The organism is Clostridium pasteurianum DSM 525 = ATCC 6013 (genome assembly GCF_000807255.1).
GTDB lineage: Bacteria > Bacillota > Clostridia > Clostridiales > Clostridiaceae > Clostridium_I > Clostridium_I pasteurianum.
This window is the reverse complement of the sequence record NZ_CP009268.1, coordinates 626,471-648,700: the sequence shown is the minus strand read 5'-3', so window position 1 is coordinate 648,700 and position 22,230 is coordinate 626,471. Positions and strand designations below refer to the sequence as shown.

General features: G+C 30.2%; 20 protein-coding genes and 2 pseudogenes. 8 read left to right on the top strand and 14 right to left on the bottom strand.

From position 1 onward, the window contains the following. Positions 1 to 170: 170 nt before the first annotated feature. The 7 genes from dgoD to CLPA_RS02850 all read right to left on the bottom strand — a co-directional run bounded on the left by dgoD (position 171) and on the right by CLPA_RS02850 (position 7,990). Positions 171 to 1,316, bottom strand: a complete 1,146-nt coding sequence (dgoD, locus tag CLPA_RS02880; RefSeq protein WP_004455321.1) for a galactonate dehydratase — start codon at positions 1,314 to 1,316, stop codon at positions 171 to 173. 171 nt (positions 1,317 to 1,487) lie between these two features. Further along, positions 1,488 to 2,738, bottom strand: a complete 1,251-nt coding sequence (locus CLPA_RS02875; protein WP_335617778.1) for a PTS galactitol transporter subunit IIC — start codon at positions 2,736 to 2,738, stop codon at positions 1,488 to 1,490. A gap of 147 nt (positions 2,739 to 2,885) precedes the next feature. Beyond that, on the bottom strand, positions 2,886 to 3,164 hold the full coding sequence (locus tag CLPA_RS02870) for a PTS sugar transporter subunit IIB (RefSeq protein WP_004455312.1): 279 nt from the start codon (positions 3,162 to 3,164) through the stop codon (positions 2,886 to 2,888). Positions 3,165 to 3,376: 212 nt separating this feature from the next. Beyond that, the gene (locus CLPA_RS02865; RefSeq protein ID WP_004455311.1) at positions 3,377 to 3,847 is read right to left on the bottom strand and encodes a PTS sugar transporter subunit IIA; all 471 of its coding nucleotides are present in this window, start codon (positions 3,845 to 3,847) and stop codon (positions 3,377 to 3,379) included. Then, complete coding sequence (locus CLPA_RS02860; RefSeq protein WP_004455310.1) at positions 3,837 to 4,478, bottom strand: bifunctional 4-hydroxy-2-oxoglutarate aldolase/2-dehydro-3-deoxy-phosphogluconate aldolase; 642 nt, start codon at positions 4,476 to 4,478, stop codon at positions 3,837 to 3,839. The genes CLPA_RS02865 and CLPA_RS02860 overlap by 11 nt, the downstream gene beginning before the upstream one ends. A gap of 50 nt (positions 4,479 to 4,528) precedes the next feature. Further along, positions 4,529 to 7,324, bottom strand: coding sequence for a sigma 54-interacting transcriptional regulator (locus tag CLPA_RS02855; RefSeq protein WP_004455309.1), 2,796 nt, complete (start codon positions 7,322 to 7,324; stop codon positions 4,529 to 4,531). Between the two features lie 501 nt (positions 7,325 to 7,825). Further along, positions 7,826 to 7,990, bottom strand: a complete 165-nt coding sequence (locus CLPA_RS02850) for an IS200/IS605 family transposase (protein WP_004455307.1) — start codon at positions 7,988 to 7,990, stop codon at positions 7,826 to 7,828. 202 nt (positions 7,991 to 8,192) lie between these two features. On the opposite strand from CLPA_RS02850, the gene CLPA_RS02845 reads away from it, so the two are divergent. Continuing rightward, positions 8,193 to 9,083, top strand: coding sequence for a hypothetical protein (locus CLPA_RS02845; protein ID WP_004455306.1), 891 nt, complete (start codon positions 8,193 to 8,195; stop codon positions 9,081 to 9,083). Between the two features lie 17 nt (positions 9,084 to 9,100). On the opposite strand, the gene CLPA_RS02840 is transcribed toward CLPA_RS02845, so the two are convergent. Continuing rightward, on the bottom strand, positions 9,101 to 10,231 hold the full coding sequence (locus CLPA_RS02840) for a DNA cytosine methyltransferase (RefSeq protein ID WP_004455305.1): 1,131 nt from the start codon (positions 10,229 to 10,231) through the stop codon (positions 9,101 to 9,103). A gap of 596 nt (positions 10,232 to 10,827) precedes the next feature. After that, complete coding sequence (locus CLPA_RS02835; RefSeq protein WP_004455304.1) at positions 10,828 to 11,436, bottom strand: LysE family translocator; 609 nt, start codon at positions 11,434 to 11,436, stop codon at positions 10,828 to 10,830. 261 nt (positions 11,437 to 11,697) lie between these two features. Here CLPA_RS02835 and CLPA_RS21045 point away from each other — a divergent pair, with 261 nt between their 5' ends. After that, complete coding sequence (locus CLPA_RS21045) at positions 11,698 to 12,156, top strand: hypothetical protein (protein WP_004455303.1); 459 nt, start codon at positions 11,698 to 11,700, stop codon at positions 12,154 to 12,156. Between the two features lie 415 nt (positions 12,157 to 12,571). Here CLPA_RS21045 and CLPA_RS02825 read toward each other — a convergent pair whose 3' ends face one another. Further along, a complete protein-coding gene (locus tag CLPA_RS02825; RefSeq protein WP_003444843.1) occupies positions 12,572 to 12,841 on the bottom strand; it encodes an SIR2 family protein in 270 nt (89 codons plus the stop codon). 15 nt (positions 12,842 to 12,856) lie between these two features. Beyond that, positions 12,857 to 14,085, bottom strand: a pseudogene (locus CLPA_RS22060) (IS91 family transposase). 218 nt (positions 14,086 to 14,303) lie between these two features. Between CLPA_RS22060 and CLPA_RS02815 the strand changes: the two are divergent. After that, positions 14,304 to 14,768 carry a helix-turn-helix domain-containing protein gene (locus CLPA_RS02815; RefSeq protein WP_004455301.1) on the top strand — a complete coding sequence of 155 codons (465 nt, stop codon included), beginning with the start codon at positions 14,304 to 14,306 and terminating at the stop codon, positions 14,766 to 14,768. Between the two features lie 45 nt (positions 14,769 to 14,813). Here CLPA_RS02815 and CLPA_RS02810 read toward each other — a convergent pair whose 3' ends face one another. Continuing rightward, a complete protein-coding gene (locus tag CLPA_RS02810; RefSeq protein ID WP_004455299.1) occupies positions 14,814 to 16,586 on the bottom strand; it encodes a DUF2207 domain-containing protein in 1,773 nt (590 codons plus the stop codon). A 388-nt stretch (positions 16,587 to 16,974) separates the two neighbouring features. On the opposite strand from CLPA_RS02810, the gene istA reads away from it, so the two are divergent. From istA to CLPA_RS02795, 3 genes and pseudogenes are all read left to right on the top strand, one after another. Further along, on the top strand, positions 16,975 to 18,528 hold the full coding sequence (gene istA, locus CLPA_RS02805; RefSeq protein ID WP_004455297.1) for an IS21 family transposase: 1,554 nt from the start codon (positions 16,975 to 16,977) through the stop codon (positions 18,526 to 18,528). An 80-nt stretch (positions 18,529 to 18,608) separates the two neighbouring features. Then, complete coding sequence (locus tag CLPA_RS02800) at positions 18,609 to 18,797, top strand: hypothetical protein (protein ID WP_034830274.1); 189 nt, start codon at positions 18,609 to 18,611, stop codon at positions 18,795 to 18,797. Positions 18,798 to 18,882: 85 nt separating this feature from the next. Beyond that, positions 18,883 to 19,548: pseudogene (locus CLPA_RS02795) on the top strand (ATP-binding protein); the annotation flags it as partial. Here CLPA_RS02795 and CLPA_RS21530 read toward each other — a convergent pair. Beyond that, positions 19,459 to 19,779 carry a tyrosine-type recombinase/integrase gene (locus CLPA_RS21530; protein WP_004455294.1) on the bottom strand — a complete coding sequence of 107 codons (321 nt, stop codon included), beginning with the start codon at positions 19,777 to 19,779 and terminating at the stop codon, positions 19,459 to 19,461. The pseudogene CLPA_RS02795 and the gene CLPA_RS21530 overlap by 90 nt on opposite strands. Positions 19,780 to 20,259: 480 nt before the next feature. Here CLPA_RS21530 and CLPA_RS02790 point away from each other — a divergent pair, with 480 nt between their 5' ends. Together CLPA_RS02790 and CLPA_RS02785 are read left to right on the top strand one after the other, a co-directional pair. Then, positions 20,260 to 20,595, top strand: a complete 336-nt coding sequence (locus CLPA_RS02790; protein ID WP_004455293.1) for a PadR family transcriptional regulator — start codon at positions 20,260 to 20,262, stop codon at positions 20,593 to 20,595. Further along, positions 20,588 to 21,262 carry a hypothetical protein gene (locus tag CLPA_RS02785; protein ID WP_004455292.1) on the top strand — a complete coding sequence of 225 codons (675 nt, stop codon included), beginning with the start codon at positions 20,588 to 20,590 and terminating at the stop codon, positions 21,260 to 21,262. Before CLPA_RS02790 ends, CLPA_RS02785 begins: the two co-directional genes overlap by 8 nt. A gap of 91 nt (positions 21,263 to 21,353) precedes the next feature. Here the strand turns inward: CLPA_RS02785 and CLPA_RS02780 are convergent, their stop codons facing one another. Beyond that, positions 21,354 to 22,199 (bottom strand): hypothetical protein, encoded by an 846-nt coding sequence (locus CLPA_RS02780; RefSeq protein WP_004455291.1) that lies wholly within the window; start codon positions 22,197 to 22,199, stop codon positions 21,354 to 21,356. Positions 22,200 to 22,230 lie beyond the last annotated feature (31 nt).

The window sequence follows — 22,230 nt, the reverse complement described above, 5'->3', positions numbered from 1 at the left end:
CGATACAATTTTTTTCATTTTTTTTATAAAATAATTAATATTACTATTGAAATATTATTATAAAAGTATTATTATAAAGACATAAGGTATTCCCCCTATATACCTAAATCAAATTAATAATCAGTTTAATTGAAAACAGATGTATGAGCGCATACATCTGTTTTTTACAATTACCATTCAGCTATAGTCCCATCATAATTTTTCCACTTAGGATTTGTCCATACCAGTCCTTCCAGTGCAATCTTTTCTACAAATTGTTCATCTATCTCGATCCCCAATCCTGGCTTTTTAGGTATATCCACATAGCCATCTTTATATTGGAATATCTCTTTATTTTTCACAAAATCTAAAAGATCAAAATCCTTGTTATAGTGTATTCCAAGACTCTGCTCCTGTATGAATACATTTGGTGTACATACATCCATCTGCAGTGTGGCTGCCAGCGCTACTGGTCCATAAGGTGCATGTGGTGCTACAGCTATATCAAAGGATTCAGCCATAGCTGATATCTTTCTTCCTTCAAGTATTCCTCCTGTTAAAGCTAAATCCGGCTGAATAATGTCTATGACTCCATTTTTAAGGATATTTTTGAATTCCCATCTAGTACATAATCTTTCACCAGTAGCTAGTGGTGTAGAAGTGTATTTTGCCACTTCAGCAAAGGCTTCCTCATTCTCTGGAAGTACAACCTCCTCAAGAAACATCAATTTATAGGGGTCCAATTCCTTTGCTAATACCTTTGCCATAGGCTTGTGAACTCTTCCATGGAAGTCTACTCCTATGTTAAGATCATAACCTACTGCCTCCCTTATAGATGCCACTCTATCCACCACAGCCTGCACTTTTTTAAAGGAATCTATATAATGCAGTTCTTCTGTAGCGTTCATCTTTACTGCCTGGAAACCCCTTTCTTTTCTATCCAGTGCTTCCTTTACCACTTCTGAGGGTCTGTCTCCTCCTATCCAGGAATATACCATAAGTCTATCCCTAGCTGCTCCTCCTAAAAATTCATATACAGGTATATTGTAAAATTTACCTTTGATATCCCATAGCGCCATTTCTATTCCCGATATAACAGTCATGTTAATAGGCCCTCCTCTAAAGAAGGATCTATACAATTCCTGCCACAATCTCTCTATTTCAAAGGGATTTTTACCTATAAGATATTCCCCCATTTCTTTAGCTCCAGCTACTACAGTCTCAGTTTTTGTACCTGAAATGAGTTCTCCCCAGCCGTCAATACCCTCGTCTGTACTTATCTTTATAAATATCCATCTTGGCTTTATTTTATATACTTTCACTCCTGTGATTTTCATTTATATACCTCCAGAACAACTCAAAATTATATTATTTATATAGGTTTTAACAACTACATTTCATTGTAAAAAATCATTTTAGTTTCATATTTGCTGTAAATAAAATTCTATTATTTTATAAACATTTTTATCTACAACTTTGCCTGCAATCTATACATCAAAAACTAATTTCTACTGTAAAACAGGACTTTTTTCTTCACTGGTTTCTACTTTCTCACCCTTCTTCCTTTTTTTGATTACCTCAATATAGAACCATATAGCCATAAAGGATGCAATAAAAATAGGTACCGTTATCATTATATTTCCTGTGAACACTTCAAACACTATAAAGCTAACAGTTAAACTTGTTGCTGCAAAGGAAGATATAAGTGCCCCTCCTGCCATGGATAAATCTATACCAGTAGATTTTGCCAATTCTGTCATTACTGGAGCTGTCTTAGTTCCTGCCAAAAGTATTGCTCCGGTACATGCAAGACCCATAATAATATTTTTTATAAAATTACCTCTTGTAAGTGCTACTACCAAAGCTACCCTAAAGGGAACAACTGCCAAATCCGCAAAGGGAAGTACTCTGTTTCCCGGTAAAACTACTGCTAATGCTATAGTAAGTGGTATTACTATAAGAGAAGTAGTTATAACTTCTGTATTTCCCACAACAACTGCTGCATCCAAACCTATAAGGAACTTTCTTCCCTTGAATTTAGTCTTAGTAAATTTCTTTGCTGCCTCTGAAATTGGCATCAATCCTTCCATAAATAGAGAAGTCATCTTAGGTATAAGTACCATTACTGCAGCCATGTTAACAGCTATACCAAGAACTTTAGTTATATCATATTTTGCAAGAGCACCTATAACTCCACCAAGGATAAGCCCCATTATCATTGGTTCACCGAAGAAACCAAGATATTTTTTAGCATCTTTTATATCAAAATTGATTTTATTGATTCCCGGGATTCTGTCTAAAAGCATATTAAGAGGTACTGCCACTACTAATGAAGATAATGCTGATACGGTTGGTAGAGATACTCCAGGCAGCCCAAAGTAATCCTTTACAAGATGTTCCGTCCAATCTGACATCTTAAAAGTGATAACTGCCATAGATATAGTTGCAGCTACCCCCAGTGCAACATTTTTTGTAACAAAGTAAGTCATTATTCCAACTATAGCCATATGATGATAATTCCATATATCTACATCTAATGTATTGGTCTTTTTAAGAATCAGTAGAACTATATTGCTAAGCAGTATTACAAATATCAAAATAGCAATTATAGGAGAAGACCAGGTTACTGCTGCTATAGCACCCCAGTCCACATCCAAGGCATCGAGCTTTATTCCAAAATTCTTTACCATATCCTGGGCCGCTGGTCCAAGATTTGATGCAAGAAGATTTATTACAAGTTTGATTCCAGCAAAACCTATACCTACCGTCAGTCCAGACCTAAAGGCCTTAGCAGGTTTTACTCTGAATATGAAATAAGAGGCAGCATCACCGTAGGACCTGCATCCAGCAGTGTATTGAATATTTTCAGTATCATTTTAGAATCCCCCCTATCCTATGAATGTGCTTTATTTTAGTGCATTCACAATTTCTTCAATAGTTTCCTCTTCTCCAAAGCCTGTTAATAATGACATGGCACCTATAACTGGAACGTTTACATCTTCTCCCTCAAATTTTCCTGTAGTAACTAAAAGATCATAGTCTGAAACCTTTGAGGCTACTTCTAATAATTTACATTGAGTTACCCCTATATCCACACCCTGATCTTCACAAGCCTCTCTTATTTTAGTTGCCACCACTGTTGATGTTGCTATTCCATTTCCACATGCTACTAATACTCTTTTCATTTTAATTCCCCCTTGCATAATATTTTTTTATTTACATAACAATTGATAGTCTGCTGATACTTATATTTTTGTAATATATTTAACTTAAAATGCTGTAAGAAAATATAAACTTCTCTTAAATAGCTACAATCAAACTATTATTTTAATTGCATCTTTCATATTTCATCTATTTTTCATAATTTTATTGATTAAATTCACAATATTAATCAAAACTAATTTGCCATAAGATACGGCGTTAATTCATCAATAATTTCTTCATCGGAAGAAGCTTTAACAATTTGTTTTAACAGTTCTGAATTCTGTATAAGCTTTACTATTTTCTGAAGCATTTCAATGTGACCATGAGGCTCACTAAGTGCAAGCATAATTATAATACTCACATTTAATTTTTTATTTGGGTCATCCATGGCTCTGAATTCTACTGGATTTTTTAATACTCCTACTGCAAGACTAGCCTTATTTACCAGTTTGTGGTCTGCATGAGGTATTGCTATTTTAACATCTATAGATGGCAGTGCTGTTGGATATTCCTCTTCTCTGTCTAAAATAGCCTTTTCATATTCTTTTTTTACAAAGCCCTTTTCCCAGAGCTTCTTAGCTAAAAACTTTAAAGCTTCTATGTTATTTTTAAACTCTAAATTCTTAAATACAAGCTCCTTTGAAAAATAAACTTCACCACTCATTTTTTACACCCTCTAACCCTATCTTTTCTTCAAATTCATTTAAAGAATTCATTAATCCTGCCATATTTTCATTTAATATATCCTCTTTATTGAACACTCCTGAACCTATACCTAAAAAATCTGCTCCATTACTTAAAAATTCTCTTGAATTCTCCTTATTAATACCACCTACAGCCATTAAAGGCAATTCTCCAAGAGGTGCCTTAACGTCTTTAAAAAATTTACTGCCACATTCTACTGCTGGAAACACTTTAACTATGTCAGCACCATCTTCAAAGGATTTATATATCTCTGTAGGACTCATAGCTCCCGGTATAGTTATTACTGAATTCTCTTTGCAAAAATTTATTATTTCTCTTGATAAAAGTACTGGTGAAAGAATAAATTCAGCCCCTGCATTGACTGCTCTTTTGACATTTTCTAAATTAGTAACAGTACCAGCTCCTATATGAATTCTATCTCCATATTTTCTATGAAAATCACTAATCATATCTATGGAACCTTTAGTATTCATTGTAATTTCCACTGAATTTATGCTGCTGCCTATTAATGCATTTATAACTGTTTCTGTCTGATTATAATTGTATCCTCTTAAAATAATAGTTACTTTTGGAAAGTTTTTTATATCCATCTATTACACCTCCTTGATTACACTAATATATACAGCAACTATGATGCCAACTATCTGGTCAATAATGTATTTTCAAATAAAATATCCATTATTTCTTTTCTTCCCTTAGAAGATCGTATCTTTAAAAGGGCTTCATTACTTGATATTACCCTGTATAATTGTTCAAAATAATCTTTTGAATCTTCTTTTAAAGCAATCATAAAAATTAAATCCACATTATTTACACCATCCCAATTTATAGGTGTGGCTAATTTAGTAACCGCTATGGCAGGTTTTGTAACAAAGCGGCTATCACCGTGAGGAATTGCTATTCCACCCTTTAAATAAGTAGCTCCAAGAGCCTCTCTCTTATATAAACTGAGCAAAAAACCCTCTTCTACACAATCTGCCTCAATAAGTCTTTTAGCCATATTATCCAAAAGCTCATCCTTATACTTATAATTCTCCTCTGGGAAAATGAACTCCTCAGGAATTACCTTCGCCAATCTGTTTTTTAATATATTTTTCTTATTGATAAGGTTTTCCAAAGCATTTAAAGCTCTACCTGTTACTATATTTTCTACAGATATAAAAGGTATGTCCTTAATTTCGGGATTTATAGTTCCTACTACAGCTAGAATCTCTTTATTTCTGCTCACTCTCTCTATGGTACTAATTACATTTTCACCATTCATATACCCTAAAGGTATAATATCTATATCTTTAATGGTCTCTCCTAAATAATTTTTAATGTATTCCTTTACCCTTTCTGCCGCTCCTTCTCCTGTTATACACAGAGTTATTATTGCTTTAGTCATATTATCCGCATCTATATTAATACCACTACTGATATAATTTTTGTTGTCTATTTCATCAGCTATGCTATCAAGGGTATCTTCTGGCAAAAGAGCTCTTCTTACACATTCCAGCACCATAAGCGTATCAACCCTCCCTATTACCCTTGTTGGAATTCCAGTTTTTGCAGTTATTATATCTCCAAAGGTTGTAAGTGACCCCATATCCACCAGCAAAATACAACCTTTACCCTCATCCACCTGCTTCACAAGTTTTATAGTTTTCTCCAACATTATATTTGGCGAATCACTAAGTTCCATTTCAAGACCTACAGCATGTTTTACTCCCAGTAACCTGTTAGCAACCTCTGCCATACCAGAAGCTACCCTGCCATGAGATAATACTATTACTCCCACTCTTCCAGATATTTGCAGCTTATTTTTGTGCTGAAAATGTTTTAAGTACATAGCAATAAAGGCTACTTCATCTTCCGGAAAATTTATATTAAGCTTGTTTTTTATCAATTCTGCAATTTTCCTAGATACACTATATTCTCTTCTATATTCCTTTTTAACCATATGAAGATTTGGATTAACTATTTTATGTGCATTAAGTATCCTATCATAGGCAGATTTCAAATGTATTGCTAAAGAGCATATTACTTTTCTCTGTATTTCAGGTATATTTTCTTTAATCAGATTAAAAATATCTTCTATAATGGACAGTATTTCGTTACCTACAATGTCCACAAGCTCCTGTATGTTATCAGAAGATAAATTTACTGCTGAAGCAAATCTTACAAGTTCCTCCTCTACCTGACTGCCTATTATTTTATTAATATCCCTATCACTATAGCCATCATTTTTTAATTTCTTGTACTTTTCCTCTATAAACATGTAAATATTATCTTTGTCCACAGAATTGTATTGTTCCTTGCGAAGTATCTCTATTCCCTTTGAAGAAACTATTATATCCTCACAGGTGTATTTTTCTAATTCCTTATCCTTTGCATTAAAACTTAAAACCTGCTCTTTAACATAGTCCGGCACATCTTTAAAACTGACTTTCACCTTATCTACACTATTGAGGGTGGATTGCAGAAATCCCTTTGCACAGCATACCTGAATATCGCTTTTAAGTTGTCCTATATTTCCAGGGCAGTCATATACCATAAAAGATTTTATAACATCCCTTGCTACAAATATGTCTTTTCCCAGTCTTATGCTTTCATTCAAAAAGAAATTTTTTATTATTTCAAACCTTTCTCTATAGGATCTATCATTAATAGAAGGTATTTCAATTATCATAGGTATTCTTCTTCTAAAAGTCAAAAGTAAAGATCCCTCAGGACTTTCAGTAGTAGCAGCAATAATCATCAATTTACTTTCTCTTGTAAGTTCCGTTTCTCCAAGTCTTCTGAATTTACCTCTATCTATCAGATAAAAAAGTATTTCCTGTCCTTCAGATGGAAGTCTATGTATCTCATCCAAAAATAATATTCCACCATTACAGAGCTCTACCATACCTTTTTTACCGTCTGCCGCACCGGTAAAGGCACCTTTTACATGTCCAAATAGCTGTGATAGCAGCAATTGAGGATTATCCGCATAATCAGCACAGTTAAACACCATAAAAGGAGCATTAGGCAAAAAATTTTTTGTAGTTCTTGCAAAATTATACATAACCTCAGCCATATAGCTTTTACCTACTCCAGAGGGTCCTAAAAGCAGGGTATGAAGTCCATTAGGGGGATACAAAATTGCTGCCTTAGCCTGATTTATCTGAAGCTTCAGACTATCCTCATGGCCTATAATGCAATCAAAAGGATCATCAGCTTTTCCCATATTGTTCTTCTTTAAGGTAACGTTTTCTTTAACTTCAATTTTATTTTCTTTCTTATTATTGTTTTCACCTGCAGCATCACCAGACTCTACCAAAAATTTAACAGCCTCCTTTTTTATTTCCACTGCTGTATATCTGGATAATTTATAGCCTCTAGCATTTAAATCTCTTGTAAATGCTCTATCTGATATATTTCTATCCTCTGTTATAATTTCCAGTGCATCCTTCAATATGACTTCTCTTCTTCTCTGTCTTGAATCCGGAATTTTATTAATTTTTCTGTATTGAGTTACTATCTCTCACTACACCAATCTGTTTTGCTATTTCCTCATCAGTATAAGGATTTTTCTTATCCTCTGAATCTATTATTTCTTTAATTTCAGCTTCCACAATATATCACCTTCATATTCTATTTAATTAGGTATATTCAAATAATAACTAGTCAGTATGCTAACATCTGTACTTACTATTTATTTTCACATGCCTTACTTACATCTCATCATTGTAATAATTTACATTTTAATTATATTTTACATTTAAAGGTTGATTATAGTAAATAAGTTTTAACATTAATTTACTCCAATATAAATCATATAGTAACTTCCTTTAAGTTAGCAACCACCATTTCAAATGGTGGTTTAATTTTGGTCCCTCCAGGACACGTTACTGGCACGCCTAAAGGCGGTTTCGCAAAGCCATTTTTACTGGTTGCCTCTCATGCGAGGCCTTTGCTATTTTCTTCCGTCTTCTAGTTTATCACTCTCTTCTTGTTGCCTTATATACTCTATTATTGTATCTTCATTTACATTTCCTACCGTTGCTACATAATAACCTCTTGCCCAGAAATGTCTTTCTCCCCATCTACTTCTATACTCTGGATGCCTATCGAACAACATTCTATTCGCCCCATCTCAGATGGGGGATTAATATACTATGTCATTAAAACCACCCCTGGGGTGTACTTTAATTATTCATTTTGGTGATGATTTCTAGTACTATAATATATATTTGAAAGTTTCATATGATACTAAATTATGTACAAGCTTAGATATATTTGTTAATATATTACTATATGACTACAAGGGGAGATTTAAAAAAATGATTTTTTATGATTTTAATGATACAGTCAATTGCTTTATGTTTGCATACATGTATGAATTAGAGTTATCACTTAATGACTCAAAAACATCTTTACTTGATGTTAGTTTTCAATCTGATGAAGCTAATACAGATAGGCCATTAAAGGTATTCATAAAAGAATTTATAGAGAATAGTTTTAACAAATTACCACAATCTAAATTAGAAACTCAGTTAAATCTAAATTTATCTAGTTATAAGGAGAATTTCCACTATAAATATTTTAGTAACATATCCATAACTAAAGTTTTTTTACCAGATGAATTGTCAATTGAGCATAAAGAACAAATTGCAGAAAATAAGTCTTCTGTATATACTAATCCTGATTTATTTTTCAAAATTTCAGATGGTACTAATACTACTTATCGTTCTATAGAATTAAAATCAACTAAAAATAATGCAATTCCAGGCTCAAGTATTCAACAGATTGATGCTGATGAATGGGTTATATTTGTAAAGCATAATAAAAATTCTATTGAACTAACGACAGGTCAATATATACATAGTATTAATTCAAAGTTACAATTTCCAGATAGAAGTCCTAGACCTCAAGTAGCATTTAACGAATTAACATCATGGAATAATACTAATAGAATATCTAATGATAATTTGTTAGTATACTCTATTAATTCAGATGATGAAAAATTAAAGTATGATTTAATTTCTGATTGGCAGTATTACTTAGCAGACAGATGGATTGAAGTTTTATTTTCATCTTCAATTAAAAATAATGAACCATGGTATAATAACAACTTACGTAAATTTATAATTAAATTCCTAGAAAAATATGAACTATTAAGTGAAGATGAAAAAGGTAATTTAAAAGCAACAATAAACTCTCTTATAAAATGAAAGTAGGCTTCTCTAGCCTACTTAATTCTTATTAATGATAAAAATAGTGCTCTTGCTATATTCCATGCTAAAACTGGTGGTACAGCATTACCAACTTGCTTATATGCTGATGATGCCGCAGATTGAAAAATGAAATCATCAGGAAATGTTTGTATCCTAGCACATTCTCTTACTGATAACCTTCTCCAATTTGATAAGTCTGATTCATCACCATATGTCCTATAATGCCCTTCAATATTTCCATGATGCTCTGCTCTTATAGTTGGTGCTACCTTATCACTTTGTATCCTTATGTTCCCTTGAGTTCTTTTTCCTTCATAAAACTTTGCTTTTGAATAATCTCGCCTTGAATGATTTGGAATATTAGTATCTAGTTTATCCCATAAATCATCTATAGCTTCACTTGCCGTCACCCAATTATATAAAGAATGAGTCTCTAATGGTATAAATGGTATATTATTAAGGTCTTCTCTTATACCATAAATAATTACCCTTTCTCTATTTTGAGGTACTCCATAATTTGCTGCATTATATAAATGAAAATAAACATTATATCCACTTTGTTTAAAATCATCTATTATTGTCTTTAGAACAACTCCATTTCCCATCACCATTAAATTTCTAACATTTTCAGCTATAAATGCCACTGGTTTAACAGCATCTATTGCTCTTTTCATTTGTAAATATAGTCTTCCTCTTTCTACATTAAGACCTTGCTTCTTACCAGCTAAGCTAAAATCTTGACAAGGGAATCCACCTATTATAATATCTGCTTGTGGGAATTCATCATCTCTAATATTATTTATATCTTCACAAACAATATGATTTCCAAAGTAACTCCTATATGTCTCAACAGCTTGACTATTTATCTCATTAGCCCAAATAATATCAAAGTTATTTCTTTCATAATTCCCATGTAAATATGTAAATCCACCCTTGAAACCTAAGTCCAAACCGCCACAACCTGAAAATAGAGATAAAATTGTAAATCTTCTTTTTGAAGCATTCTCAGTGTTTATAATATCAATTCTTTCGGTAAGTTTGTGTTCATTAATAAATTTATTAATTTCTTCTATGCTTAATTCCCTATCATCAGTTTGTTGTTCTTGGAAGTCATCTACTTTATTAAAAATTGATAATTGTTCCAACTATACACAACCTCCATTGCTTTCTTAATAATATCCTTTTACTAGTATACTATTAACTATTAAAATTATCCACTCAAGTTAAAATTATACCTTATATTTTTTATCAAAAAAGTCCTCGTCATTTATTGTACGGTTCACCTTATCACATTCTAATTCTTATTAAGTGCAAATATAAAATTAATATTATTCTCAAAATTTAATAATTTAGAAGTAAAAGTTATTTCCCCATTTCCTGTACAATTACGCAAAACTCTAAAGCTTTACACAAATATCTTCTAAGTTTAATTCCGAGGGTCACCCTCTGAATTAAAAATCCCCACAGTACCCTTTGTCAAGGACAATTTAAAAAAGGGGCAAAATGCCCCAATCCTTTGATATCAGCCTATTCCTTCACTGTCTTCACTACACACTCGAGGTGTGTTGTGAGAGAAAAATGATACTAATACGCATTAATATTGATTTTGCGTAAAGATGTACCCCCATAAATTTAAGAAAAATCTTAAATTTTTATTTGTTTATAATTTTACGAAATTTAATTGAACTAATCCAAATTCTTCTCAAAGTATATTAGCTATATTATCCTCTTCAATTATCATTTATACTTTTTTTAGACACATTTTAACACTAAAATACATCAATAAAAACCCTACTAATGTATTTAAAATCTGTATTATAGTATTTGGTAAAAATATATTAACACAACTTCCCAAAAAACTAATTAATGTTAGAAAAAACAATGTAGATATCAATGCTCCAAAAGCAAATAGATAAATATCTTTTGTTTTCATATTTTCTTCTGCAATCTTAGATGAGAATACACCTGTCCAAAAAAGTATTGTAAGTGGGTTTGAAGCTGCTAAAATGATGGCATGTATAAATGTATTATTTGAATTTGAAATGTTTTGTATACTTAGGCTGGGTATAAAATTAATATTAAATTGATTTAAAAATGTACTAAATCCAAAAATAAATAAAATTATTGAACCAAATATTTTTAAGCAAATTTTTATGTTTTTTTTATTTATTACTGCTGATATTCCGAGTATAGCAACAGTAATAAATAAACTGTCTATTATTGCAATACCCAATACACCTATTTCTGCAATGTAAAATCCTTTTAGTGAAGCTATTTGAAATATAAAAATACAACCAGGACCCACTGCAAGTTGTAATAGCATTCCAAATTTAAAACCTTTAAAAATCATATAAACACCTTTTCCTCCATTAGTTAATTGAGTACTCTCGAAAACTCTACAATGTCCGAGTTTACTCGTTTTTTATTTTAATATTCCTTGTAGTTTCCTACAAAATTTATGCATACTTTATAATTTTTTGTATAAAACACTTGACAAGTTAATAGAAATTTGCGAAAAATCTCTTTATAAAAAATACATTTTTCAGGAGGTACTTCACATAAGGAATATATTGACTTTCTTTCTAATTCCGCTGCAACTTTAAATGCTTCTTTGCGTAAAAAACTTGATTTTTATTCTAATTCAATAAAAAAACTTACTTCACTTAATCTTGATCCACTAAAATCTGTTTTAGAACCATACTACTCTAAAACTGGCAGGCCTGCATTAAATCAATCTGAAATTTTTCGTTCCATTATTCTCATGCTTGATATGGGCGAAACCAGTCTTAAAAACTGTGTAAATACTTTATTTTCTGATTATCTTTTAGCTATGCTAATAGGTTTTTCTCCTAATTCATTTCCTCCTCTGGGTTCTTACTACGTTTTCCCTCTTATTGCTATAATTCCATCTATTCAATTAGGCTTGGTTTCTACTGAAAAACTCTCTGTTGCTGGGGATGGGACAGCGATCTTAATACTTGGTTCTATGGACATACTCTGTATACAATATCTACTCATGATGCAATTACTAAGTCTAATCTCCCATCATCATTTCGTTACACTCAAGTAAAACAACATGATAGTATTTCAGGAATTGTTACATTAGAAGAGCTTAGAGAAGTTTCTCCAGAACTTCCCATAAGCAATATCTGTTTTGATTCTGATAATGTAAATTCAACGCTTATACAATATGAAATTTACTTAATTAAATCCGTAATTATATAGCTTAAATATTTTTTCATTAAATTTTATAAATGGCATTATACATGGACCTACAATACATATAAAACTTAAAGTACCAATTCCAACTGGACCGCCTAGAATATACCCTGATAATAATAAAAAAGCGGCCACAGCCGCGTTATTTCGCTTCGCTCAACTTCTTTTGGGCGAAGCCCTTTAATTAGACCCATTTCTTAGCATATCTATTTCATAATATTTTTATAAAGCTAAAACCTTTGCGAAGCATATTGATGCTCCGCATTTTAATACTCATAAGTTATACCATGAACTCCGTCATATTTTCTTGGTCTCATTATAGCTCCGCATTTCTCGCAACTAAATGTAGGAGGTTCAATTACATTTTCATCATCTATTTCATCAAACATCTCAACTACATCCCTTGGTATATATTCTTCCACTCCACATTCTGTACATATATATAAGACTCCGTCTTCTTCAATTAAATTTTCTTTCAATTTAGCTTTATATTTTGCCCTTTGTTTATCTTTTATTTTTTTATTCTTTTTAGCCATAATAACTACCTTCCTTTATACATATAATGGCTCTATTTTATCACGAATTATCCCCTTAATCACACCATAATTGTACATTATCTCTTCAATTTTTCTTTTGTTTTCACCTATTATTTTCTCTTTAAATTTTTCTCTTACACTTACATTTTTATAGTATATATCATGAAATTTCATCTGTATTCCACACTTTTCACATTTTAATGGATTCACTCCAAATGTAAGAAGTATTCTTGTTTGCCAATTATTAATTTTTCTTTTGAACTCAGCAACTTTTTCATTTACCAACTTAAAAAATTTATTTTTATGTCTTGTGTTTTTAGCATATATTCCATAATATCTTATCATCTTAAAATTCTTTTCTGGTATGTGTCTTATTACTCTACCTATAAAATCAATAACATCTATTTCCTCTACAACTTCTTCACCATCTTCATGTCTTTCATAACGAAAAGTTACTTTTTTACCATCATACTTTATTATTCTTGATTCAGCGATAGCTGGTCTTGCTGTATATCTTCCAACATACTTTCCTGCTTGCTTTGCTGTTTTTATTTCACCTTTTCCATATACATAAAATCCATTCTCTAACCTTTTATATAGCTTATTTTTTAATTTTTTAAAAATTCTTTTTTTCCACTTTTAAGATTAATTCCTATTTCGTCTAACAATATTTTTTGCCATCTTTTCCTTAGTGCTGTATAATTTATATGTTTTGTATTCCTCCAAATTGTAATTTCTCCAGCACCACCTTCGGTGACAATTAAGTGGACATGTGGATTCCATTTTAAGTCTCTTCCAAAAGTATGAATTACTGAGATTATTCCTGGTGTAAAACATTCTTTTTTATTTAAATCTCTAAACCAGCTCATAATTGCTTTTGCTGAACATTTAGGTAATAATGATAATAGTTTTCTATCCCTAGCAAAATATATTCTAAGTTCCTGTGGAATTGTAAATACCATATGTCTATGCTTTGAGTTAATAAGTCTTGCCACCATTTCATCAGACCATTCTTCAGATTTTTTCTTACCACATGAGGTACAAAATCTACTTTTACAGCTAAATCCAACTCTTTTTATATGACCACAATTTTCACACTTAAACTCAATAAATCCATTATCTAAGGATTTACAATTAATCATCTTATCAACTTCTCTACTTATGTTAGCTCTAATTTTCCCTTTATATATCTCACTGAATTTTTCCCAATTATCCACAAATATTTGTTTTATAACACCTTGCATAATCATCACCAATCACTAAATTTGCTAATAATTATATCAAAAATCCTATTCCAAAATATTACTTGTAATATTTTCCTCAAACTTCTAACATTAGATTTTTCAAGCCCTGCCGGGCAATATTTTTATACAAAAAATTTTTAAATTCCTAATATAGAACAAAATTATCTATTGATAATCCAATTTTCAGCTTTGATGAAGATAAAAAACTATGGAATTGTATGAATTCTATTATTACTTCATCAAAAATGACTTTAAATAAAGATTTATTATTAATTTCTAAACTGTATAAATTCTTATACTTACTTTGTGAAATTTATCCAAATAATGAAATTAACAATACACAAAACCAACAGAAATATATAGAAGATGCCCTTATGTTTATAGAACAAAATTACTCTGATAATATAACAATAAATGAAATATCAAAATACATTTCCATTGATCGCTCATATTTACATAGATTATTTAAAAAGTATATTAATAAATCTCCGCAAAAATTTTTATTGGATTTAAGAATGGAAAAAGCCTCTTCTCTTTTAGAAAATTCAACACTTAGGATCAGTGATATTGCACGTTCAGTAGGATATAAAGATGCTCTTTTGTTTTCAAAGACCTTTAAAAAATTAAAAAATTGTACTCCCACAGAGTATAGAAATGGAAAAAATCATACCCCTATGGTCTAATTTTTTCCATTCAATCTATATTCTACACCCCTGGGGTTTCTATTATTAAAAACCGCCAGCACCACCGCCACCGGCACTGCTACCGCCGCCTCCTGAGGAAGCATCTGAACTTCCGTAAGAACCAGTTCCAAAGGAATTGTATATATAGTAGTTGAACTGTTCATTTCTCTTTAAATTTATATTGTCAAAGAGCAGATAGTAGTATATCCATCCCATATCCTGTGAAGGATTATCAAATACATTTTTGAGTTTTATCATGCTATTCTTATTCATATTTAAAGCTTCAGCATAGGGAATATATTTTTCTACATAATCTCTATTCATATTATCATTGTAGTTAAAATCTACATCTTTAATATATTTTTTAAATTTTATCCAATCATTATATTTACTCTGTCCATAGGGAGTTTTTTTAACACAACAGGCAATTCCATAAATCAGCATAAAAACTGAAATAGTCAAGCTAAAAGCTCCAAAATAAGCATGAAAAACAAGAGATATAATTGAAATCACTATAAATACACTTGCAGCTATAATCAAAGCAATTCCCTTACTGGTAGCTTTTTTATCATAATAATTTCTTGCCTTAATTTCTTCTCTTATAAGCTTTACCCACTCTTGAAAGGCATAATAAAAAGAAGATTTTTTCACCTGTGCTGTACTGACACTGTTTCCATCTCCTAGTGTTTTAAATATCCAATCCATAAAGTATTTTTCATGCTTTAATAGTGATTTATCCAGCCTTTTTATTTTTTTTAGTAGAAAATTGGACTTATCTTTACTATTCTCAGTATCTATTTTTTCAATATTTAAATATCCTTTTCTCCATAAATCCAGTATTGTGGCATATATAGTCCTTCCATTTGCAATTCTATTTACCAGATAAGCTGCTACTGCTGGAGTACATTCCTCAGGAATTTCCGGCGGAGAATAAATACTGTATACCTCCTGAGAATTGTTCTTAAAACCTCTCCATATAATAAGCATTGCTATAATTGAAATCGCACCTAAAATTATATCTATATAATCAAATACCTTTTTCATAAGAGCAGCCTTTGCAATTTTTTGCTGCTGTTCTTCTCTATAATCTGCTTCTTCACCTAAAATTCTATTTAGTCCATTTTCATCTCTTGTATTTGTAGACAGTGAGATTAATTCAGCTGGAAAAAGTACTCTTGTTTCTACAAGTTCTTTTGAATTAACATGTGGAAAAGTGTAATACACACTTCCATTTTCAATTGACATATTACCCGCTGAAATACCATGATAATAAGCTTTAATATTTTCATTTTCCGTATTACTTGCAATATTAATGTGTATTTTAAAATTATCTATTTCTGTTTCATTGTAATCTGACCAATAGGTATAGAAAAACTCACCTGTATCCTTGTATTTTACTGCCACATTCTTCATGGTATAGGTTATTTTAAAAGTCTTTTCCTCGTTATTTGAAGGAGAGTAAATTTTAATCCTGTAAAGAGTTGAATTCTCTTTCAATACTTCAAATACATTATTGTCCCCATTTTTTGCATTGCTTACTTCTCTTAAGGGTATTTCTTCTCCATCTTTAGATAGAAACCATACTTTAATATTGTATATTCCATCAGTATTTTTGGTAGATATTTCTCTGTAAGCTCCATTATATTTATCTTTGAAATTGTAGGTTAGTAATTCTTCCATATCAATAGAACCATCTTCTTTCAAAGTGGTTTCTACATTGAATTGTGACAAAGATATTCCATCTGCAGCTAAAACCTTCAGTGAATGAATAGAAAATGTAAGTACTAGTACGCAAAAGCACAATAAAAACTTTTTCAACCTTCCACCCCCTTATTTTAATTGAGAATTTTTTTTATAATCTCTTTTTAATATTTTGCTTTTAATTTAATGAGATCAATCCATAAATATTTGCACTCTCATTATCTAACATTTTACCATATTTATCTATCATTATACTATTTAATCTTTTAGGTAACAAAAATATAATAAGGCTGTGATAACGTTTAACGAAAATTTAAATTTGGAATTTTACATTACGCTTACTTAAATTTCAATTTATTTATATAAAATTACTATGTAATAATTGTATTGTATAAACTATAACTGTGCCAAATAATAATTAAAAATCTGTCCACTAGTATTTTCCAAACCTTTTATACAAACAATATTTAGGTAATAATATTTTGTATAAGAGGAAGTGCAGAGGGTGATAGATTTGAATCAAAAACAGGATATTATATTAAAACATATTAGAGAAGGTAAATCTCAAAGACAAATAAGTAAAGAAACAGGAATATGTAGAGAGACCATAAGAAAATATGTTAGAGACTACGAAAATAAGCTTATTGAAGTAAATGATGACTTAGGTGAAATAGACAAAATTAATATTATTAATGATATAACATCTAAACCTAAATATATTTCATCTCCAAGAGTTAAAAAGGCTTTAACCGATGAGGTTATAGAAAGGCTTAAACAATTTTTAAGAGAGAATGAACAGAAACGATTAAGTGGATTATCTAAACAGCAGAAGAAAAAAATTGATATGTATGAGGTTTTGCTTGAAGAAGGCTATAATATCAGCTATCCATCTGTGGTAAATGCTGTAAACAGCATAGAAAGGAAAAAACGCGAAGCGTATATACGTCAGGAATACTCTCCAGGAGATATAGTAGAATTTGATTTTGGAGTAGTGAAATTACAAATGAATGATGGCACTATAAAGGAATTTCAATTGGCAGTATTTACGGCAGCTTACAGCAATTATAGATGGGCTAGATTATTTCCAAAACAGAATACAGGATGCTTTTTAGAAGCCCATGCTTCATTCTTTAAACATATTAAAGGTAACCACAGAACAGTTGTTTATGATAATACTAGAGTTGCCGTAGGTAAGTTTGTAGGGCATACAGAAAAAGAACCAACAGATGCTCTTCTAAAGCTGTCGCTATATTATAAATTCAGATTTAGATTTTGCAATGCTTACAGTGGTAATGAAAAAGGGCATGTAGAGAGAAGTGTAGAATTTATACGAAGGAAAGCATTTTCAAGAGAGCATACATTTATATCATTAAATGAAGCTAACGCTTATCTTGATGAAGTGCTAAATAAATTAAATTCAAGAACCTTATCTAATTCAAATAAGTCACCGTTTCAACTATTAGATGATGAACGAGAGTACTTATTACCGGATATGCCTCTATATGAAACAGCTTCTATTTCAGATCTAAGAGTAAATAAATATTCAACGATTATGGTAGATTCCTGTTATTACTCTGTACCAGATGATTATGTAGGCACAATGGTACGATGTAAGATATATACCACTAAAATTTTAGTTTTTTATAATAAAAAAGAAATAGCTGCACACGATAAAGTTTATGGTATGAACCTGTGGCATATAGATATTATGCATTATGCTAAAACGCTTTTTAGAAAGCCGAAGGCACTGATTAATAGTACAGCTTTTAATCAAATGGATAATATGCTAAAAGAGATTTATTCTAAATATTTTAACAGTAATGAGCGAGATTTTGTGAAACTTATTGAATTAGTTGGTAACTATGGTCTTGTAACTGTTAATAATGCCATCAAAAATCTACAGGAAGTATGCCCAACTAATATAAGTATTGATAAAATTGAATTTATCTGTTCTAGGAAGGACGATCCTAAAATCATATATCTAGAAGATAATGATGATGAAATTATGAATAATTCACTTAATATTTTAAATGAATTTAACAGTCTTCTAAAACAGTAAAAGATGTTTATTTTGTTTTGGGTATCTTAAAATCCGTTAGGATGGAGTCTACAAAATTATATGTGTATAAGGAGAAAAGTATGATTGTTACTAAAAAATATATAAATGACTTAAGAGAACATTCATTTTTAAATATATCGAAAGATATGGAAATTCTTATTCTTGAGAAGTTTGGCAAAGAGCCAGAACCAACAAAAGAAGGATATGTTTATGAATATACGGAACAAGATATTTATGAACAGATAAGGAAAATACTTAGAGCTAAGTAAGTACTTAATTTTAATCTACTACTTGAAAATATCTTTTTTAACCATATATATTGTGCTTCAAAAAAACATTCAAGGGAGTGATTTTATGGATGCTAAGAATTCATTTATCAGTGATATAAAAACATATGCTGAAATAATGAAGCTGGGAGTTATAAAAAGTGATATTGAACAATCAATTGAAGATGCTAACACTAATAACCTTAGTTATGAGGAATTCCTATATGGACTTCTTCAAAAGAAATGTGACATAAGAAAGTACAATTTGACTCAAAGCAGAATTAGAACAGCCAGTTTCCCTTACAAAAAATATTTAGAAGATTTATCCATTGAAGATTTACCAGCTGACGCTCAATTGAAGTTAAAGCACCTTAGCGGCTTAAAATTCATAAAGGACGGGCAGAACGTAATTCTTTCTGGAAACTGTGGAACAGGGAAAACACACATTGCTATCGCATTAGGAATAAAGGCATGTTTAGAAGGATATAAAGTATTATTTACAACTGTACCTCTTTTTATTACACAATTAAAAGAATTAAAATCTACTAAAAGTTTAAGAGGATATCAAAATAAACTTTCTAAATATGATTTAGTTATATTAGATGAATTTGGATATATATCTTCTGACAAAGAGGGGGCGGAGCTCCTGTTTACTAATATCTCTTTAAGAGCAGGCCAAAAATCCACAATAATTACAACTAATCTTTCTTTTGACAGGTGGGGTGAAATATTTGGCGATCCTGTGATGACTGCTGCAATGACCGATAATATGTCCAAGTTTCCTTTTATGCTTCAAAAGCCCCTCTGTAGCATTTTTATTAAGCAAAAATTTTTTATCTTTGCCGGTCTTTTTTTCCTTTATGTATACGTGTGTTTTGAAAGTCTTTTCTTCAAAATCATATACATCATTCCAGGTCAGCAAAAGTATATCTGAAATTCTTAGAACTGTATTAAGTCCAAGTACAATTAAAGCATAATTTCTCATGCTCCCTGATCCAAGAAGGTACTTTTTCAGATCATTAATCTTTTTTTCTGAATCTTATGGGTTCAACTCTTTCCATAATTTAACTCTTTTTTTGTTTTTAAAGGGCGGGGGTTTTTACCGTTTATTACCAATTATATTTTTTGTAAAGTCAGTATTTTAGGGTGATCCCTGGTGTTTATTTAATTCAACATAATATATGTCTTTATTATAATATGTTGAATTTATTTTTGCAAATTTGCCTTTTTAAAAAGGACAAAGAAGCGCAAAGCCTTATTTCATAAGACTTCACGCTTCTTTGTCCAATTTAACACAATATAGATTGTGTGGAATTGAATCTTGATAATTTAAACAGCTGATCTTAATTTTTATTATTAAATGTTTTTGTTTAATTTATTATATTGTTTAAATAAATACCTTGTATATCAAGGTATTACATGATACAATATAAGTAATATATATCATATAAAGGTAGGTGATTTTATGGATAAAGAGATATTAAAAGGATCCTTAGATATAATTCTTCTGTTATTATTATCACCTAATTCTATGTATGGTTATGCCATTGCAAAACAAATAAAAAAATTGGCTAATAACTCTTTAGAAATAGGAGAAGGCACTTTATATCCAGCACTTAAAAGACTTGAAGAAAAAAAGTATTTAGATTCATATTGGGGGGTGAAAAATAGAAAATATTATAAAACTACAGAGAAAGGAAAAATCGAATTAAAAAATAAATTGGATAATTGGAATATTGTTAACAATTTAATTCAAGAAATAAACTTATATACTAATTCAAAGGAGGATGCATATGAATAAAGAAGATGCCTATATAAAAAATATATTGAAAAGCCTAAATTTAGATAGAAAGGAAAGTGAAGAATTAAAAATTCAATTTAAAGATCATATAAGTTCATTAAAAAAAGAATATATAGACAAAGGTTGTAATGATGAAAAAGCTACTGAACTAGCATTAAACGATTTTGGTAATGAGAATAACATTACAGAAATGTTCAATAGTGGAGTATCTTCTGATATAAGTAATAAGAAACAAATATCAATTGTAATTCTTTGTTTATATTTGTTTCCTTTCTTTGCATTTTTAATTCGTGTGGCACAGTTTGAAATGCCATATTATAGATTTAGCATTATAAATATAATACCTTTGGCTACATTAATTCCGATATTAAAGTCTATATTTTACTATGGGACTAATATAAACACACTTATTATTCCACTATCATTTCTTGCATTTATACCAATAGGAATATTAATTCCATTAATTAATGTTAAATCCAATATATTTAGAAATAATCTTAAACTATATATTATAGTTATTTTATCTATACAAGCTATTAAATTTATAATTGGAATTGGACGAGCCAATATAGATTTTGCAATAATTCAATTGTTAGGTTGTATAATTGGATACAGTATACACAAAATTCTTATAAAATCTAAAAATATAAAGAAAATAGTAAATTAGAATTAGTATAATATGTATATTAAAATCAATATTTCTTTTTAAAATAATAAGAATGAGTTATTTGAAAAAACAACTCATTCTTATTATTTTATTAATTATATACTTCTCCATAACTATGTGCTGTATATTGTGGATTTAAGTGTTTTACTCTAAGGCATACGCCACTTACACTTGGGACTGATAAATATATTTGATCACCGTAGCCCTCATTATTTTCATATACGCTTCCGGATGAATAAACTGTATCAGAAAATAATCCCCATTTTACTATTGCATATTCTATATTAGCAGTGCCATAATCTTGCCATTGTCTAAAATTAACCATAACACTTCCGCTCGCACTAAAATTTGATGAATATTGCTGATCAGGACCATATGGATCTACACTACTTAAAAGAAAGTTAAATGTAGCTCTTTGACTGCTTGTAGTATAAGTTGAATTAGGTGTTATTTCAGTATTTTTTATTTCAGTGCCTTGTTTTAGTAATTTGTATTCACTTGGTAATGGCAAATCAGAACCTATTTTTACCAACCAACTTTCATTAGAATTTTGAAGTTTAAAAGGTATCTGACTAACTTGTCCATTTTTAAATTCTATTGTAGCAAGTAATATTAAAGAATCTGATTGTTCTATCGTTGTATCCAATATATTAAACGATTTTATTTGATTATTTGGATCACTTAGAACTTGTTTAAGAATTGTTGATTTTGTAGCATCATTTGCAGCTCTGGAATCAGTATAAAGAGACAAAGCCTTATCATAATTTAAGGATTGTAAAGCAGTAAGATATTCACTCAAAGTATTTTGCGGAGCACCACTAGCAACTAAAGTATTTTGCGAAGAAGTAATTGGAGCAGCAATTACAACTGATTGAGGTATAATCAAGGCTATCAGTGCAATTATAAGACTCGTGATTCTAAATTTAAATTTTTTCATATATTATTCCTCCTAAATTAATTATTTGCAA

Coding starts and splice junctions, on each gene's coding strand:
- dgoD (WP_004455321.1), bottom strand. CDS start 1,316: ATGAAAATCACAGGAGTGAAAGTATATAAAATAAAGCCAAGATGGATA.
- CLPA_RS02870 (WP_004455312.1), bottom strand. CDS start 3,164: ATGAAAAGAGTATTAGTAGCATGTGGAAATGGAATAGCAACATCAACA.
- CLPA_RS02865 (WP_004455311.1), bottom strand. CDS start 3,847: ATGAGTGGTGAAGTTTATTTTTCAAAGGAGCTTGTATTTAAGAATTTA.
- CLPA_RS02860 (WP_004455310.1), bottom strand. CDS start 4,478: ATGGATATAAAAAACTTTCCAAAAGTAACTATTATTTTAAGAGGATAC.
- CLPA_RS02850 (WP_004455307.1), bottom strand. CDS start 7,990: ATGTTGTTCGATAGGCATCCAGAGTATAGAAGTAGATGGGGAGAAAGA.
- CLPA_RS02845 (WP_004455306.1), top strand. CDS start 8,193: ATGATTTTTTATGATTTTAATGATACAGTCAATTGCTTTATGTTTGCA.
- CLPA_RS02835 (WP_004455304.1), bottom strand. CDS start 11,436: ATGATTTTTAAAGGTTTTAAATTTGGAATGCTATTACAACTTGCAGTG.
- CLPA_RS02825 (WP_003444843.1), bottom strand. CDS start 12,841: ATGGCTAAAAAGAATAAAAAAATAAAAGATAAACAAAGGGCAAAATAT.
- CLPA_RS02815 (WP_004455301.1), top strand. CDS start 14,304: ATGAATTCTATTATTACTTCATCAAAAATGACTTTAAATAAAGATTTA.
- CLPA_RS02800 (WP_034830274.1), top strand. CDS start 18,609: ATGATTGTTACTAAAAAATATATAAATGACTTAAGAGAACATTCATTT.
- CLPA_RS21530 (WP_004455294.1), bottom strand. CDS start 19,779: ATGAGAAATTATGCTTTAATTGTACTTGGACTTAATACAGTTCTAAGA.
- CLPA_RS02790 (WP_004455293.1), top strand. CDS start 20,260: ATGGATAAAGAGATATTAAAAGGATCCTTAGATATAATTCTTCTGTTA.
- CLPA_RS02785 (WP_004455292.1), top strand. CDS start 20,588: ATGAATAAAGAAGATGCCTATATAAAAAATATATTGAAAAGCCTAAAT.
- CLPA_RS02780 (WP_004455291.1), bottom strand. CDS start 22,199: ATGAAAAAATTTAAATTTAGAATCACGAGTCTTATAATTGCACTGATA.